This is a genomic window from Pseudomonas sp. NFACC56-3, assembly GCF_900100025.1.
GTDB classification, from domain to species: Bacteria; Pseudomonadota; Gammaproteobacteria; order Pseudomonadales; family Pseudomonadaceae; genus Aquipseudomonas; species Aquipseudomonas fluorescens_AA.
This window is the reverse complement of the sequence record NZ_FMTK01000027.1, coordinates 65,095-82,151: the sequence shown is the minus strand read 5'-3', so window position 1 is coordinate 82,151 and position 17,057 is coordinate 65,095. Positions and strand designations below refer to the sequence as shown.

Below are 17,057 nucleotides of genomic sequence, written 5' to 3'. Positions count from 1 at the left end.
CTGAACTCGTTGCCAAAAATGGTCTTCAAGGGCGGCGCGCTGATCGGTTGCGACCTCGGCACCCTGAACTTCGCCAAGATCAAGGGCAGCCACACCGCCATGAAATCCGGCATGCTCGCCGCCGAGGCCGTGGCCGATCGCTTGTTCGCCGAGTCCGAAGGCGGTGATGAACTGACCGCCTACGTCGACAATTTCAAGAACAGTTGGCTGTACGAAGAACTGTTCGCCAGCCGCAACTTCGGTGCGGCGATCCACAAGTACGGCGCGATCGTCGGCGGTGGTTTCAACTGGCTCGACCAGAACATCTTCGGCGGCAAAATACCGTTCACCTTGCACGACAACAAACCGGACTATGCCTGCCTCAAGCTGGCCGCCGATTGCAAGAAGATCGATTACCCGAAACCGGACGGCAAGCTCAGCTTCGACAAACTCAGCTCGGTGTTCATCTCCGGTACCAACCATGAAGAAGAACAACCCTGCCACCTGAAGCTGACCGACCCGAGCATTCCGATCGGCAAGAACCTGCCGCTGTACGACGAACCGGCCCAGCGTTACTGCCCGGCTGGCGTGTACGAAGTGGTGACCAAGGAAGACGGCGAGAAGCGCTTCCAGATCAACGCCCAGAACTGTGTGCACTGCAAGACCTGCGACATCAAGGACCCGGCGCAGAACATCACTTGGGTCTCGCCGGAAGGCGCCGGTGGGCCGACTTACCCGAACATGTGAACGCACAAAGCCGGAGGCCGATACACTCGGCTCTCCGGCAGGTTGTCAGTGCGTCGATGGAGAGGCAGCCTGGCCTGCTGCAACTGCCTTAAGCTTCTCGAACTGCTTAATGACCGCCAGGCTATCCGCAATGGCTTCCACGAATTTGGGACGAGCAGCGATACGCAGGACATAGCGTGCCGTCTTGGGATGATCGATCAGCCACCCGTCGCTATGTGCCAGGTAGAGCGGAAAGCACAGCATAAAGTCAGCGCCGGTGGGTTCGGGCCCCACCACATACCCCTCGTCACCCAGTGCATCCTCAAGCATCTGTAGATATTCAATGGCCCGCTTCTTAGCGTCCAGCCCCACCTTGGGCACTCGCTCTTTCAATCCCGCCGGAAAGGGCATGCAGTGATCCCAGTAAATCCGCTGGTAAATGGCGAACAGCGACTCGGACCAATACATCCATTGATCGACCAACGCGGCTTCGTTGGTGCCGTCCGCATAACTGAAACGGCCCTGGCCATACTTGCGCAACAAGTAATTGATGATGGCGCCGGACTCGGTTAAAGCAAAACCGTCGTCCACAATCAACGGTAATGAGCCCATAGGGCTGATTTTGCGAAATGCCGGTTGATGACGGTCATCGTTATAAAAGCTCATTTCGATCAGATTATAGTCGACCCCCAACTCGGCAAGCAGCCAAGTAATGCGAAAGGTCCGTGTGGTGGGCGCGTGGTAAACGTCGAGCATCTTCTGTTCCCCTGCAAATGAATTAAACCGTGCCTGTATCGACTTGGTCACACACCAGCATCAACGTCGACGCCCGATCGAGGAACTTCAACTCGTCCTCCACCAGAATCGGGTTGATGTCCGGATCATTGAAAATCCTCGACATCTCCTGAACCGCCAGGGCATCCCTCAAATACATTTCGGTGATGACGTCGTACTCACTGGTGATTGGTGAAGTACCAGCGTCTTGGGACTGGTTGCTGGGGTTAAGTACGGCCTGCAGGGGATAGTTGCGAACGTAGCGTTCCAACAAGTGACCGATGTACTTCTGCGCCAGTTTCACATGGCTGCCTTCGTAATGCTCGCGAAACGCCTGCGGGCTGATGCCGTCCTTGCGCTTGAGCATGAAAATGAGCTTGACCATGACATCTCCAGATTGCGTGAGTTAAACGGGCCGTCGAAACCCGCTGAGTGGTCACTTAAGGGAAAGAAAGACCGCCATTGACGCTGATGACGCTTCCCGACACCTGATCGGAATCGCTGCTGGCAAAATACAGCGCGGTCTTGGCGATGTCGGACGGCACATTCATGCCGAAGGGCGTCTGCGCTTCGATCTTTGCAAAGGCCTTGGACAGGACATGGTCCTTGCCATACAGCTGGGCATAGTTATGGATCGGGGTATCCTTGGTAAGAGTCGTGGCAATGCAGTTCACCCGTATACCCTTGCGTGCCAATTCCTTGCCAACTGCCCGGGTAAAGTACATCAGCCCGGCTGCGGCCGTGCCCACCAGTGTCTCGCTGGGTGTCGGTGTGCGTCCGGCATCGGACGTCACGAACACCACCTTCCCGTAACCCTGTTTTGCCATGGGCTGCACCACCGCATGCAGGCAATTCATCCGGGAGATCAACTGCCCGTTGAGCATTCGCGCGTACTCTGTAGTTGGCATCTCTTCGAACAGGTCAGGCTTGCCACCACCGGGGGAGCCGCTTACAACCAGGATATCCAGCCGGCCGAAGCGGGCGACGACACGCTCCACCACGGCCACCATGCTTGCAGGGTCGTTCATGTCGCCCGGTTCCCAGGCGACCTGAAGGCCTTCGGCGGCGAGCCGGGTCACCACCGCCGGCGGTTGTTCTCGCGGTCGGCTGTTGACAATGACCTGGGCGCCCTGGCGGGCAAACTCACTGGAAATCGCTTCGCCTAGCGATTGACTGCCACCGATGACCAACGCCACTTTATCTTTGAGCCGCATCATCTTTCCCCTTTGAATAATCAACCAGAACCGCGTGGCCCGACGGCAGCAGTGCCGCCGGGTATCAGATGGTCCGTGCAATGATTTCCTTCATGATTTCCGAGGTACCGCCATAGATCCTGGCGACGCGCGCATCGACCCATGCCCTGCTCACGCGGTATTCACTCATGAACCCATAACCGCCGTGCAGTTGCAGGAACTCGTCCAAGACCTTGTTTTGCAGTTCCGAACCCAGCAATTTCGCCATGGCTGCCATATCTGACGACAAGGTGTCGGCCATGGACAGTGCCAGGCAATGGTCGACGAAAACCCGGAGCATGGTGATTTGCGCCTTGGCTTCCGCGAGCTTGAATCTCGAGTTCTGGAAATCGAACACTGGTTGGTTGAAAACCTTGCGCTCACGGGTGTAAGCAACGGTTTCGTCAAACATGGCCTCAAGGCATGCCGTCGCTCGAATGGCGATAATCAGGCGTTCCCAGGCCAACTGATGACTCAGGTACTTGAAACCTTCATTTTCTTCGCCTAATCGATTGGCGACGGGGACGCTGACCTGGTCGAAGAATAGCTCGGCCGTGTCCTGGCCTCGAAGGCCGATTTTGGCGAGCTTCTTGCCCTTGCTGAAGCCGACCCGATCACTCTCCACGCACAGCAGCGTCAAGCGTTTATCGTTCGGGTCGAGTTTAGTCGCCGTCACGGCGAGATCGGCGTTGATGCCGTTAGTAATGAAGGTCTTGGCACCGTGCACAACATAGTGGTCGCCTTCACGCTTGGCACTGGTACGCATGGCTCGCAGATCGGAACCCATTCCGGGCTCCGACATGGCGATCACTGCAATCAGTTCTCCGCTGGCCATGGGCGGCAACCAACGTTGTTTCTGCTCTTCGGTGCCATACGTCAGCACATAATGAGCAACGATTTCCGAGTGAGTGGTAAACCCCACGGCGGTGGCATTCACCCTGGCCAGTTCTTCGATCATGACGGCCGAATGCCCACGATCACCACCACCGCCGCCATAGATCTCGGGAATGCCCACGCAAAGCAACCCCTCCTGCCCTGCCCGCCGCCATATTTCACGCGGAACCACCCCCTGCTCTTCCCAGGCATCATGGTGAGGTACGATTTCACGTTCGATAAAGCGCCGCACCTGCTCACGGAAAATATGATGGTCGTCGCGAAAGATAGTACGCATGTCAATTACCTGTTGAGTTCGGCTTGTGCTTCAGTCGGGCTTCAGGGGGCGACCTGAATCACCATGGAGCCTTTCAGGTGCTCACCCAGGTTGTTTTTCCCCACGAGCGTGTAAGCCCGTTCGGTTGTCACCGGGTGCTCCGTTCGTTGCCCTGAAAGATGAAGGACATCACCAGGGCAACACGGCACGCCGAGGCGCAAGGACAGTCGCGTCAACAACCCATGTGGCTCGCACACGGCTGAATAGCGAAAGGCCAACGCTGCCGACGTGGCAATGTTCATGATGATGTCGGGAAGCCCCTGCTCGCGGGCCAGATCGCGATCATGGTGGACCCGCTCGAAGTCATTGCCGACCAACGCACCGGCGACGATAAGTGTTGTGTCGACATTTATCGCCAGCTCGCCGGGCATGCCTGTGTCGGGTGAACGAGTGACGCGATCCGCCGTCGGCGCACCTTGCAACGGACGGAAGTAGAAACACCGGATCTTCAACTCGCCGAGATTGTTACCATCCTGGTCGAACCACTCGTGGAACTCAGTGGCGAAGTAGCCCGTACCAAGCGGTGTGTCTTTGCGCGATGAGATCGAATCAAGAGAGACGTGGGTAGTGATGAAATCGCCTACACGTGCCAGTCGGAAGGATTTCAGATCGTAGTTGGTCGCCACGATCGCGCTGTAGCCGGCTTCGGTAAACACCCGGCGCAGTGAACGATTAACCCCGTGCTCATGCTGCTGTAACTCGAGCACTGTCCATAGCTGCAGCATGGCAGGCGGTGCGACGGCTGCGTCGTAGCCACGCTCGATGGCTACTTGTGGCTGGGTGAAGAGCGGGTCGGTGATGCCCATGACGTGGCACCAGTTCCGAATTGCCCAGGCGCTAACCGATGTGCTGGCAGTCACCCGGACCGGATTTACGCTGCTCGCCAGTTTCTCAATGATGAGCGTTTCCTCGGTTACATCGTTCATATGGCGTCCGCTTGAGTAAAGAGTCTGAACTGTCGCTGTGCAGCCTGAAAATAAACCTCAGATACCCGCCGCTTTCGGTGAGCGAGTGTTTTCCAGCTGATACCAGGTGGTTGCGGTGATCCCCTCCTCGCGCAGCAGGTATTTCTTGACCCTGCCACTTTGAGTACGCGGCAAGCTGGCGCGGAACTCAATGAATCGCGGCACCGCGAATTTCGGCAGGTTTTCGCCCGCCCAACGCCACAGTTCCTCTTCGCTGAGCAACGCCTCGCTGCGCAGCACCAACGTGATCTTCAACTCATCCTCGGAGACTTCCGACTTGATCGCATGAGCGGCCACTTCGGCGATATCCGGGTGAGCAAGAAAGGCTTGCTCTACCTCGAAGCTGGAAATGTTTTCACCGCCCCGACGAAGACAGTCTTTCTTCCGGTCCGCGAAGAAGAAGTAACCCTGTTCGTCGAACGAACCCAGGTCGCCAGTGTGGAACCATAGGTTCTCCGTGCAGGCGGCCGTGGCTTGCGGATTGCGCCAATAGCCGGTGAACATGATGTCGGGCTTGTTAGGGCGTACGACCACTTCACCGACCGTACCGGGCGCACATTCATGACCATGCTCATCCAGAATCCGCACGTCGAACGCCTCGCACTTGCGCCCGGAAGCCCCCTCGGGAATGTTCGGATCGTCCACCACGGTGATCGTCAACAAACAGGCTTCCGTCAAGCCGTAGCCCAGCGGCACGACATATTGCAGCCCGAAGAGCTCCTTCCACTGGGCAATCAACGTACCGGTGAGGGGAACCCCGTAGACGGCGCGCAACCGGCCACGGCAACGCTCCGATACTTCGGTTCGCCCACCTGCCGGAATCAACGTCAACATCACACTCAGCAGCAAGGCGATGCTTGCCCTGCTCTGCTCGATCTGCTCCCAGAAGCGGGATGCGGAAAAACGTGGCGCCACCGCAGCCGTCGAACCGGTGTAGAGCGCACTCAACACCACACCGAACGCCGCCGCACAGTGGAACAGGGGACACGGGGACCAATGGACATCGTCTTTGTCCAATTTCAGTGAAGACGCGACTTGCGATGCGAAATGACACGCGTAGTTGTGGGTGATCATGCAGCCCTTGGAGGGCCCGGTCGTGCCAGAGGTGTAGACCAGCATCGCCAAGTCGCCGGGTTGACTGCGCGAATCGTTCGCCAAGGGAGCGTCGGCCCGAGCCTCCTCGAACGGCAGCACACGCAAGCGACCTGCGCCTTCGCCTAAGTTGCCCCTGACCAGCAGCGTCGTGGCCTCGGGCAAACCGGTCTCGATCGACAGGATCCGTTGCGCATAATGCTCTTCTGCAACCAGCAGGTTTGCCCCGGCGTCCGCCAGTTGGTGGCGCAGGAACTCGCCCTTCATATCGACGTTGATGGGTACGAACACAGCGTCGAGCTGGTTGACGGCAAACCAGAGGAAGACGAAATCACTGCTGTTATCCATCAGCACGCACACACGGTCTCCTGGAGCGACGCCCAACGTGCGCAGGCCACCGGCCAGCCGACCGACCTGATGTCGGGTCTGTGCGAAGGTGAATAGCTCACCACTGAAATCCAGGTAGGTCGAATCTGGCCACTGAGTTGCCGCTTGCGCCAGTAGTGCCGGGAGACTGCGTTGCTCGTGGACGCTCCACGCTGTCATGGTTCACACCTCTTTTATTATTGTTTCTCTTGGTCAGCTGCCGTACCCGGTACAGCCTGGCCTATTCTGAGGCAGCACAATCCGGTGGTTTGTCTGCAGATGAACCTGAGCCAGCTTGTATCTGAGTTTCGTGCAGGAACCGGATCCTGCTCCGTCCCGCGATCAAACGTGAGACACGCGCGTCCTGAATTTTCGGCGTGCCCGTACGGACCTGACGAGCTGTGGCCGAGGTTGTTCGCGAAACAGAAAGTGCGACAACGCTGGTATCAATACCAAGGCTCCCACCATGTTCCAGAGAAACATGAAGGCCAGCAAAATGCCCATGTCTGCCTGAAACTTGATGGGTGACCAGGCCCAGGTCACCGCACCGGCGGCCAGGGTCACCCCGACCAATGCCACGACCTTTCCGGTGAACTGGAGGGCGTGACGATAGGCCTGTTGCAATGACATGCCAGCGCGTTGATGCATCAATTGCACCGAGAGCAGATACAACGAATAGTCCACGCCGATGCCCACGCCCAATGCGATCACCGGCAGCGTGGACACTTTCAGTCCTATCCCGAGGAACACCATCAACGCCTTGGATAGAATCGAGGTCATCACCAGCGGAATCAGCGCGACGAACACCGCGCGCCAACTGCGAAACGCAATGAAGCACAACAGCGCCACGGCGCCATAAACGGCTGCATACATTTTCAGGATCGACTCACGGACCACGATATTGGTGACCGCCTCGATACCCGCCGAGCCAGCGGCGGGTAATACATGCAAGGTGGGCGTGCCATGATCCCGGGCAAACTGCTCCACCACCGAGAGTACCTGCTCCAGGGTGTCCGACTTGTGATCGGCCAGGTAGGCGATCACCGGTATCAGCGAACAGGCGGTGTCGGCAACCTCAGGGTTGTCCGCCAACGTCCAGTTCACAGCCCCGCCTACCAGCATCGGGTTGCGCGAAATGGTCAGCCACTTGGGGTTGCCTTCATTAAGCCCGGCGATTGTGCGTCTTACATTGTCTGCCAATGAGGTCGTGCCCAGCACGCCAGGCACCTGCTGCAGCGCCCAGCTCAACCGCTCCACCTCCTTGAGGGTTTCGTACCGCTCGCAGCCACCTGCGGGGGTCTTGACCATCACCACGAACTGATCACCGGACAATCTGAAGTGGTCATTGATATAGCCGACATCCTGGTTATACCGGGAGTCGGCCCGCAGCTCCGGCGCACCGGCATCCAGGTCGCCGATCTTCAGATGGGAGGCACCCCACAGCCCTCCCATGGTCAGCAGGATCGCACCGATCACCATCCACCGCGCCCAGTTGCGCTGCGTCAGGGCCTCAAGCCCGCGCAACAGCAAACCGTCCTGTTTGGCCTCATACCGCAATGAGCGCCGCGCGGCCCGAGCCCCTACGCCCACGTACGACAGCAACACAGGCAGTAGCAACAGGTTGGTAATGATCAGCACCGCCACGCCGATACTGGCCGTCACGGCAAGATCCTTGATGACCGGCACGTCGATGATCATCAGCACCGCGAAACCGACCGCATCGGCCAGCAAGGCAGTCAGCCCCGCCATGAATAAGCGGCGAAAGGTATAGCGAGCGGCTATATACCGGTGCGTGCCCAGTCCGATGTCTTTCATGATGCCGTTCATTTTTTGCGCCGCATGGCTCACGCCGATCGCAAAAATGAGAAACGGTACCAAGATCGAGTAGGGATCCAGCGCATAGCCCAGCGCGCTGACGATACCCAGTTGCCAGACCACCGAGACCGCCGAACACGCCACGACCAGCAGTGTGCTACGCAAGCAATGCGTGTAGGCCAGGATGATCAGGGCAGTGATCAGGGCCGATACCATGAAGAACAGCATGACCAGGTGCAGGCCATCGATCAGGTCACCAGTCAGCTTGGCGAAGCCAACGATGTGGATCTTCACCGGCGGCCCCTGGCCCACGGTTTCATATTTGGCCCGCAGTTCCTCAAGTCGATGACCAAGGACACCGTAATCCAAGGGCGCTCCGGTGTTGGAGTCCGTCGCCAGGATAGGCAGGACGATCATGATGGAGCGTTGATCACTCCCCACGAGGTCGCCGACCAGCCCTGCCGAACGGAGGTTGCGCTTGAGTGCCTCGATACTACCTGCTGACCCGTCGTAGTCATCGGGCATTACTGTTCCACCCCGAAACCCCTCCTCCGTAACTTCGGTCCAGCGCACCGAAGCCATCCAGATCGAGCGCATCCACGACCGATCGACTCCGTTGGTCAGGAAAAGGTCATCATTGATCTTCCGGGTGAGCGCCAGGAACTCGGGGTTATAGATATCGCCGCCCGGGTTCTCTACCACCAGGCGTACGGTATTTCCCAGGCTTGCCAGGTTGTCGCGGTTGGCAAAGTAATTCTGGATGTACGGATGGGAAGTCGGTATGACCTTATCGAAATTCGCATTGATACTGACATGGCGTATCTGCCAGGCCAGGCCAGCAGTCACGATGAGACACAGCACAATAAACAGCATTCGGTGGTTGAATACGATGCGCTCCAGGAGATTGCCCGTGCGCTTGTCAAAGTCTGCGACATTGCCAATGACCAGCATGTCCTCAGCCGCCGCGTTAGCCGAATTCATAACGTATTCCTATTGTGACTACATGAGGGACTCAATACGCACACCCAGTGCGCCGACCAACGCGACACTGTCCGGCCCGGCCTGCACCACGGAGAAATAGGGCATAGGCTTGAGCAGCCGCTGGAGCTTGAAAGTGGCGCCCTGGGTACGACTGACCAGAACCTCGCCGGCCAGCGTCACCAGTACAATGCGCCCGTCCGACATTTCGGTTCCCCCTGCGATCGCGCCTTGCGCGCCCGTATCGACCGAAGTCCAGGTCCGTCCGTCATCGATGCTTCTCACTGCGCGGCCTCGCATGCCAAAAGCCAACAAGGTGCCGCGACCACCGACGATGCCAAAGTAGCTGCCCTTATAAGGCGTATCCACTGACTTGAAGCGTTGCGCAGCACTGTCCCAATAGCGCACCAGGCCGCGCTCGCCCACCAGCCAGACTTTTTTCTGCGCAACCGTCAGGCCATACAGGTGCAAGCCTTCGGGGTTTTCCGTGAGGGTGTTGATTGGTTGCCACTGCTTACCGCCATCGACGGTGCGCAATGCAAGATTGAAAGGCCCGACAGCGAAACCTTCGTCTTCATTGAGGAAGGCGATATCGAAAAAGGGCTTGGCAGCGCCGTCCGCGATGAAGCGCTCAAGTTCGCTCCTAGTACGCGTAAGGTCGGCATCCGTTGATTTGGCGAGCCGATCGAGTTGCCCACGCAGAATGTCCAGCACCTGGTTTCCGTCAAGCTGGCGCACCCAGGTTCGACCTGCGTCTTCACTGTGCAGAATCACCCCGTCGTGCCCCACCGCCCACACCTTGCGCTCGCCGAAAAAGCGCACGGCAACCAAGTCGGTACTCAACGGCGACGGTGCTTGGGTCCAGTCCTGTCCTCGGTCGTCGGACACCAGGATGTGACCGAGCGGACCGACCGCAACCAATGTCCGATCGTTGCCAGCGACCGCCATCAGACGTGAATGGACGATCTTGTCCGATGGCGCAGCCGGCTGTGAAAGCGGGTCTATGAAGGTGCCGGCATTGGCATTCAGGATATATGTGGCCATGGCGCACAAGGCGACCACCCAGCCAGCCCCTCGATGCATGGTGATGTCCTTTTTGATTATGAAAGGGGGATGCGGGGATGCGCCCCCGCATCCTTGGAACATCAGTAGCCACCTGGTCTCAGGATAAAGTTCGTGAGGGTGTCACTGTTGAACTGGCTGCTGCTCAGCGGCTTGTCCATTGACCAGCTCTTGGACACCAATGGGAACACATACAACCGCGTGCTCAGGTCGAATGTCGGAAATGAGCTGCCGCCGATCACGACTTTCTTGACGTAGTCGGGCCAGAGGGGCGCCCACTCCACTTGATAGAGCTTGTCGTTGTGGTCGTAGGTGTCTTGGATGCCGCCGATCCAACTGTCCTCGTCAAAGAAGAAGTCGCGCCTTTTCAAGACGTGGCGCTTGTCTTCTTTCAACGTTGCCTGGACGTGCCAGACGCGATGCAGCTCCCAGCGTACGCACTCAGGATTGGGGTGGTTGGGCATGAACAGCCCTTTAGGCTCGCACTTTTCCGAGGTGGGGTTCATCAGCGAATAGATGTTGTAGGGGATGTACATTTCCTGTTTGCCAACCAGTTTCCAGTTCCAGCGCTCCATTGAGCCGCTGAACATGTTCAGTTGATCGTAGAGCTGCGCACCGCCCTGCGCGGCGATCGGCGTATCGGCGGCAAGGTCGGGGGCCAGACGGGTACGACGGGTCGCCGGCTGATAGGACCAGGATTTGCGTTGTCCATCCAGGTTGTCGATGATCATGGTGGCCTGTCCGGCAATGCGGGTGGGGCCTGAATACTCGGTACGCAACCCCCATTCGCGAGTAGGAACGGGTACATCCGGATCGTAGAGGCCGCTGTCCTCGTAGTTGAGCATCTGGTTGGTAATCACCACTTCACCACTGGGCTTGACGTAATAACTGGACGTCGCCATGACTCGTGCGGCCCCGAGATAGGCGGCCTTCTTGTTCCACATTGCCTCGATCCCATTTTTCGGGACCGGGAACGGGAAACCACCGCGGCAGCCTTTGGATACATCCAAGGTCATGCCATCGGCTTCGATGGCACATCGGCTGGTGTTCTTTGCGCTATTGGCCAGTACGCTCTCGGGATAGCTCACCGAACGTCGGGTCGGGTAGACCGCAATGCGAAACGTCGGGTACTTGCGAAGCATCTCCTGTGTACCCGGTGACAGTTTGTCGGCGTATTCGGCCATGTTCTTGGCATCGATCCAGAACAGCACCTTGTCATCCTTGTACGGATCGGGGCGAATGCCCGATGCGTAATCGACCTTGGGCGGATTTTCCACGCCTCCCGTGTAGGCCGGAATGGTGCCGGCGGCATTCCCCGCCATTTCCGCTCCCCATGCAGTCAGCGCGGGATTGAAGGGTGCCTGGAAGCTGGCAGCCTGGGCAGCGGTCGCGGTAAAGGCACTCGCAAGCAGCAGAAAAAAAAGCGGTCGTGACCTGTTCATCTCTAACCTCGTTTCTATTGTTTTTAAACAACGGACCCAGACTCGGCCAAGCGGCGTTACTCGAAGGTGTTCTTGTAGGTAAATACCAGCCATCCCCTGTCTTGCAGTTGCTGGCCGTTGGAAGCAGAGATAAGACCGTTCGCCCCAGTCTCATGGGTGGCCAGGTAGTCGTTATAGGCGATGCTGAAATCCTGCTGTTGGTTGTAGGTGAAGGTGACACCCATGCTGTAGCTTCCCGCGTGCTCGTTACCGCCGCCCAAGACTGCGCTATTGCCTTTTATCCCGGCGTTGTAGCTCGCCCTGGTAGTGATATCCCAACCAGGCCAGACGCCGGTCCAGGTCGGGCTGAATTGCAAGAAAGTCTGCCATGCGTCGCGGGTGACACATCCGGTATCCGCTGATCGGCCGTTCTCGCAACGATTGAAGTACTGCTCGCCGGAAGTGACTTTGTCCCAGCGGCTATACGCCAGTTCACCGGTCAGGTTGGCGCTGTCCCAGATCGAATTGGGACCCATCGCGTAGATGGCATTGAGCAATACGTGATTACTGTCGCCACGGGCGCCTTCCTTCGCACCGTCAGTGATCGTGCTGTTGAAGGCGGTGTTCTGACGGTGGACGAGTTCCAGTCCGGTGCTGACGCCACCAATGTTTTTCGACAGGCTGATACCCATCAACTTGGCTTTGTCCGGATAAATCGCATGATACTGACGGTTCGCCAGGTCAAGGCTCACCGTCGGCGTACGCTCGGTGAACTCCCGGTAATAGGTCCCGATGGTTCCATCGAACCAGGTAGGTCGCCAGCGCGTGCCCACCCCCCAGTCGCCGCCATCGTTGGGCTTTTTCACACCCCCATTGGCCAGGAATAAACCCGGCGCCAGGGAAAAGCGATCAGGCCCCTCAAGAATGAAGTCGGTACCGCCCAGATAGGTGCCGCCCTCCGCGACGCGGGTGGGCTTCCATTCGTAGAAGTATTGCGCAAGGAGGGTGAGCTCCGACGTGAGCTGGAACTTGCCGGAAATCTGTCCGATCGGCAACGCCAACTCCTTGGCGTCAGCACCGGGATTGACCAGCCCCTTGTAACCGTCACTGGGGGCCTGAGCGTAAGACACACTGTGTGCGGACAGGACGATCGCTTCGCCCCACAGGTCGGCAAGCCGGCCAACCTTGACCGAGCTTTCCACGGGGCCGATCTGGAAATTGTCAAACACGTAGGCGTCCAGAATCTCGCCGGACAAGCCCTCGCCATAGCGCCGGGTGTAACCCGAATACCGATTGTTTTCGTAACTGCCTCGGTCGGAAAGACCGTCGCCGGTGTTCACGCGGTCGTTGAATGCGAAGTCTTTCCAGGCGGCGCCGCTCAAGCGGAATCCGAATCGGCGTTGGTAACTGAAATCAATTTCGGTTAACAAGTCGAGACGGTTGGTTACCATCTCGCCACGATCGTAGGCGTTATCGCCTTCGTCGGTGTTGGGGCTGCGGGCGATAGATGAATCGCGTCCCTCGGCCCTCCAACCGGCGGCATAGCGCAATGTGTTACCGACTGTCAGCACCATGTCGGGGTTGCCGACATCCAGCTGAATGGCTTGCGCGCCTTCGCAGATACAGAGAAATGCACCGCCCAGGAAGGCTGCATACTGCAATTGAGCCGCTCTGTTGGCGGACCTCTTTTTAATTGCAACCACAGAGGAATCGTTCATCGTCGTCGCACTCTTATTGTTGTTATCAGACTTTAGTTCGCGCCTTCGCCATCACGTCATGGTTCATTGACGCTGGGCCCAGCTTCGCACCATTGCGACGCAGCTATTATCTCGTCCTGCAGCGCACATAGCCTATGGCAGCTAGACCACCTTGCGGCCACTCGCCCGGATCCGGTCGCGTTAACGCCCGTGGAGCTCTACGGCCTGGATGCGCACGGCGGAAGAGGCCTGGGTCATCCGGTCAACCAGTTCCGCGCAACGCCTTGCGTAGTCCCCCATGGCTTTTTCCTTGATTGGTCCGTAGCCTCGGATTTCGTCGGCTGCGGCAACCAGTGCCATGGCGGTGTTCAGGTTGGCAGCGGTCAACTGTTCGACTGTGCGTAGCACCAGCGCCTGGTATTCAGCGATCAGTTGTCTTTCCTGGCGACGTTCTCGGGTATAGCCAAAAGGATCCAAAGGGGTTCCGCGAAGAACCTTGCCGTGCCTCAGCAGGCGGAACAACGGGAGCACCCAGGCACCGAACTCACGCTTGCGCGGGCGACCGTTGGCGTCACGCCCCGGCAGCATCGGCGGAGCCAAGTGGAATTTGACTTTGAAATCGCCGGTGAACTGTTCGCGCAGACGCTTCCAGAAAACAGGGTCGGCATGCAGGCGCGCCACCTCGTATTCGTCCTTGTAGGCCATCAGTCGCGAAAGGGTACGTGCCACTTGCAGCACCAGCGCCTCGCTGCCGGCAATCCGTTTGGCTGCCACCCGCCGCTCGACGCTACGCACCACTTGCACAAACCGTTCGGCGTAAGCAGCATTCTGGTAATCGGTCAACAGGCGCACGCGCCGGTCCATCAGTTGCGCGAGCTGGCCGCCTGTCTCCAGATGTACAGTCACGTGCTCCTCGCGCAGGACTTGCGGCGCATGGGCAGCCAGTCGTCCGAGGGCAAGCGTACGCAGGTTGCCTTTGACGAAGGTACCGTTCAGAACGATCGCCTTTTCCAACGAACCGACACTGACCGGCAGCAGACCGCGTTGCGCGGCAAACCCCAGCATCAGTAGATTGGTGGCGATGCTATCCCCCGTCAGCGCGGTCGCCAGCTTGCTGGCGGCGATGCACGATAAACCCGAATCATCCCCCAAGGCCATTTCCACCGCCTTGAGCATACCGGCCTCATCCATCACCAGGTCCCGGTTCGTCTGGAAGGCGCCCGTGGGTGTCACATCGGTATTGGCAATAACATGCGTGACGCCGGGGCGAACGGTTTTGAGCACATCCGCACTGCTGGTAACAATCAGGTCGCAACCGAGGATCAAGTCGGTCATGCCGATCCCCAGGCGTGAGGTGAATATTGTGCTGGGGTCCGGGCCAATGCGGATGTGGCTGGTTACCGCTCCCCCTTTCTGCGCCATGCCGGTCAAGTCGAGAATGGTGCACCCCTTGCCTTCCAGGTGTGCTGCCATGCCTAACAAGGCGCCGACCGTAAGTACCCCGGTACCGCCGATACCGGCCACCAGCATATTGTGACCATATGCATCGATGTCGATAGTAGCCGGCTCCGGTAGCGCATTGATGAATGCGTCGAGCCGTTCATCATCCGATCCGGCCCTACTCGCGATCCGGGCGCCACTGACTGTCACGAACGAAGGGCAGAAGCCTTTGATGCAACTGAAATCCTTGTTGCAGGTCGACTGATCGATGGTGCGCTTGCGTCCCAACTCGGTTTCCAGTGGCTGAATGCTGACGCAATTGGACTGGGTCGAACAGTCGCCACACCCCTCGCAAACCTCCTGGTTGATAAAGACACGTTTGTCTGGATCCGGGTAGAGGCCACGTTTGCGCCGCCGCCGTTTTTCGGTGGCGCAGGTCTGTTCGTAGACGATAGCCGAGACCCCTTTGGTCTCTCGCAACCGCCGTTGCAATGCATCGAGTTCGTCACGGTGGTGTACCGTCACACTCGCCGGCAGATTCGCGCCGCGGTACTTTTCCACCTCGTCACTGACCAGCAATACCGGCTTGACCCCTTCGGCGACCAACTGGTTGAGCATGTCGATCGGGCTCAGGTGGGCCTCCACCGGTTGGCCACCGGTCATCGCCACGGCATCGTTGTACAACAACTTGTAGGTCATATTCGCATTGGCGGCCACCGCCGCGCGGATTGCGAGAATGCCGGAATGGGAATAAGTCCCGTCGCCCATGTTCTGGAAGACATGAGGCATTTCCACCAACGGCCCGACCGATACCCATTGCATGCCGTCTCCGCCCATGGGCATGGGTTGCATGGTGTTACGCTCCGGCATGACATAGGCCGCCAGGCCATGACAGCCTACGGCACTGAGTGCGGTACTGCCCTGCGGGATACGAGTACTGGTGTTGTGCGGACAGCCGGAGCAATAAAACGCCGGCCTGTACTGGCTAGAGCCCAGCGTGCGGGCACGCGCCTCGGTCTGCGCCAGCACGGCGCACCGTGAAGTGATAGACGGGTCTTCCATGCCCAACTGCTGCAGCGCAGCCACAAGCGCTTTGCGCACAAGCGCGGCGTTCAGTTCGCCGACCTGGGGCAGCAGTGGCGCACCCTGCCGATCATGTTTACCGATAATAGTCGGTCGCAGGTGTTCGTCGATGGGGTAGAAATAGCGGGCAATCTGATCTTCCATCAGAGCCCGCTTCTCCTCGACGACCAACAGCAATTCGCTGCCTTTTCCAAACGCAAGCACACCTTCGGGTTCCAGCGGCCAGATCATCGCGGGTTTGTAAAGTCGAATGCCCAGCGCGTGGCAGCGCGCCTCGTCCAATCCCAGATCGGAAAGCGCCTGGCGCACATCCAGGTAAACCTTGCCGGCAGCGACGATGCCCAGGCGTCGCGCGGGGGCATCGATCATTACCCGGTCCAGTCGATTGGCCCGCACGAACGCCTGTGCAGCCGGCAACCGTCGGTTCACCAGTACATCTTCCTGGACAAGCGGCGTTTGTTTGGGAATCAGGTTCAACCCCTGATCCGGCAGTTCGATATCGGTGGGGAAAATGAAGGGTCGCAACGGATCCGGCAGTTCCAGCGAGGCAGATAAATCCAGCGTGTCGGTCACGCATTTGAGCCCCACGTACAGACCACTGTAGCGTGATAGCGCCCAACCGAAAATCCCGTACTCCAGGATTTCTGCGATGGTCGATGGGTAGAGAACCGGTAAAAACGCGGCCACCAGGGTGTGTTCGGACTGGTGCGCGCTGGCCGAGGATTTGCCGCCATGGTCATCGCCAGCAATCGCCAGGAAACCGCCATGGGTCGCCGCCCCCTCAAGGTTGCCCAACTTGAGCGACTCACAGGCACGGTCTACACCCAAGCCTTTGCCATACCACAGGCCAAAAACACCCTGATATGACGATTTGCCGAACCATTCCAACTCTTGCGTACCGCGGATCGCGGTCGCGGCCAGCTCTTCGTTCAGACCTGGCTGGAACGTGATGTGGTGTTCGTCCAACAAGCCTTGGGCAGCCCACAGGGCTGCATCGTAGACACCCAATGGAGAGCCGCGATAGCCGGAAATATAACCGGCCGTCTGCAACCCGTGGTACTGGTCTCGCCGGGCCTGATCGATGGGCAGGCGCACAAGCGCCTGGTTCGACGACATGAAGACCCGACCAGTCTGCCGAATGTATTTGTCGTCAAGAGAAACGGTGGTTTTAGTCATCAGGAATCGGCTCTCTGACCGGCACGAAACGCGAACCTGTC

General features: G+C 58.6%; 12 protein-coding genes. 1 reads left to right on the top strand and 11 read right to left on the bottom strand.

Going from position 1 to position 17,057, the window contains the following annotated elements; all coding sequences use genetic code 11:
• A partial coding sequence (locus tag BLO80_RS26385; RefSeq protein WP_175459557.1) for an electron transfer flavoprotein-ubiquinone oxidoreductase occupies nt 1–726 on the top strand: 726 nt, incomplete at its 5' end.
• A 45-nt stretch (nt 727–771) separates the two neighbouring features.
• Here the strand turns inward: BLO80_RS26385 and BLO80_RS26380 are convergent.
• The 11 genes from BLO80_RS26380 to BLO80_RS26330 all read right to left on the bottom strand — a co-directional run bounded on the left by BLO80_RS26380 (nt 772) and on the right by BLO80_RS26330 (nt 17,016).
• Nucleotides 772–1,461, bottom strand: a complete 690-nt coding sequence (locus tag BLO80_RS26380; protein ID WP_092332647.1) for a glutathione S-transferase family protein — start codon at nt 1,459–1,461, stop codon at nt 772–774.
• Nucleotides 1,462–1,483: 22 nt separating this feature from the next.
• Nucleotides 1,484–1,864, bottom strand: coding sequence for an EthD domain-containing protein (locus BLO80_RS26375; protein ID WP_092198574.1), 381 nt, complete (start codon nt 1,862–1,864; stop codon nt 1,484–1,486).
• A 55-nt stretch (nt 1,865–1,919) separates the two neighbouring features.
• Nucleotides 1,920–2,696, bottom strand: a complete 777-nt coding sequence (locus tag BLO80_RS26370) for an SDR family NAD(P)-dependent oxidoreductase (protein WP_092332645.1) — start codon at nt 2,694–2,696, stop codon at nt 1,920–1,922.
• 61 nt (nt 2,697–2,757) lie between these two features.
• Nucleotides 2,758–3,882 (bottom strand): acyl-CoA dehydrogenase family protein, encoded by a 1,125-nt coding sequence (locus BLO80_RS26365; protein ID WP_092198580.1) that lies wholly within the window; start codon nt 3,880–3,882, stop codon nt 2,758–2,760.
• A 41-nt stretch (nt 3,883–3,923) separates the two neighbouring features.
• Nucleotides 3,924–4,847 carry an FAS1-like dehydratase domain-containing protein gene (locus BLO80_RS26360; protein ID WP_092332643.1) on the bottom strand — a complete coding sequence of 308 codons (924 nt, stop codon included), beginning with the start codon at nt 4,845–4,847 and terminating at the stop codon, nt 3,924–3,926.
• A 57-nt stretch (nt 4,848–4,904) separates the two neighbouring features.
• Nucleotides 4,905–6,524, bottom strand: a complete 1,620-nt coding sequence (locus BLO80_RS26355; protein WP_092332641.1) for an AMP-binding protein — start codon at nt 6,522–6,524, stop codon at nt 4,905–4,907.
• A 162-nt stretch (nt 6,525–6,686) separates the two neighbouring features.
• A complete protein-coding gene (locus tag BLO80_RS26350) occupies nt 6,687–9,140 on the bottom strand; it encodes an efflux RND transporter permease subunit (protein ID WP_218189387.1) in 2,454 nt (817 codons plus the stop codon).
• 18 nt (nt 9,141–9,158) lie between these two features.
• Nucleotides 9,159–10,181: a WD40/YVTN/BNR-like repeat-containing protein gene (locus BLO80_RS26345; protein WP_175459556.1), complete on the bottom strand. Its 1,023-nt coding sequence runs from the start codon at nt 10,179–10,181 to the stop codon at nt 9,159–9,161.
• A gap of 101 nt (nt 10,182–10,282) precedes the next feature.
• A complete protein-coding gene (locus tag BLO80_RS26340) occupies nt 10,283–11,641 on the bottom strand; it encodes a DUF1329 domain-containing protein (RefSeq protein WP_158264769.1) in 1,359 nt (452 codons plus the stop codon).
• A gap of 56 nt (nt 11,642–11,697) precedes the next feature.
• The gene (locus BLO80_RS26335) at nt 11,698–13,338 is read right to left on the bottom strand and encodes a DUF1302 domain-containing protein (protein WP_092332635.1); all 1,641 of its coding nucleotides are present in this window, start codon (nt 13,336–13,338) and stop codon (nt 11,698–11,700) included.
• 180 nt (nt 13,339–13,518) lie between these two features.
• Nucleotides 13,519–17,016: an indolepyruvate ferredoxin oxidoreductase family protein gene (locus tag BLO80_RS26330; protein WP_092332633.1), complete on the bottom strand. Its 3,498-nt coding sequence runs from the start codon at nt 17,014–17,016 to the stop codon at nt 13,519–13,521.
• Nucleotides 17,017–17,057: the final 41 nt, after the last annotated feature.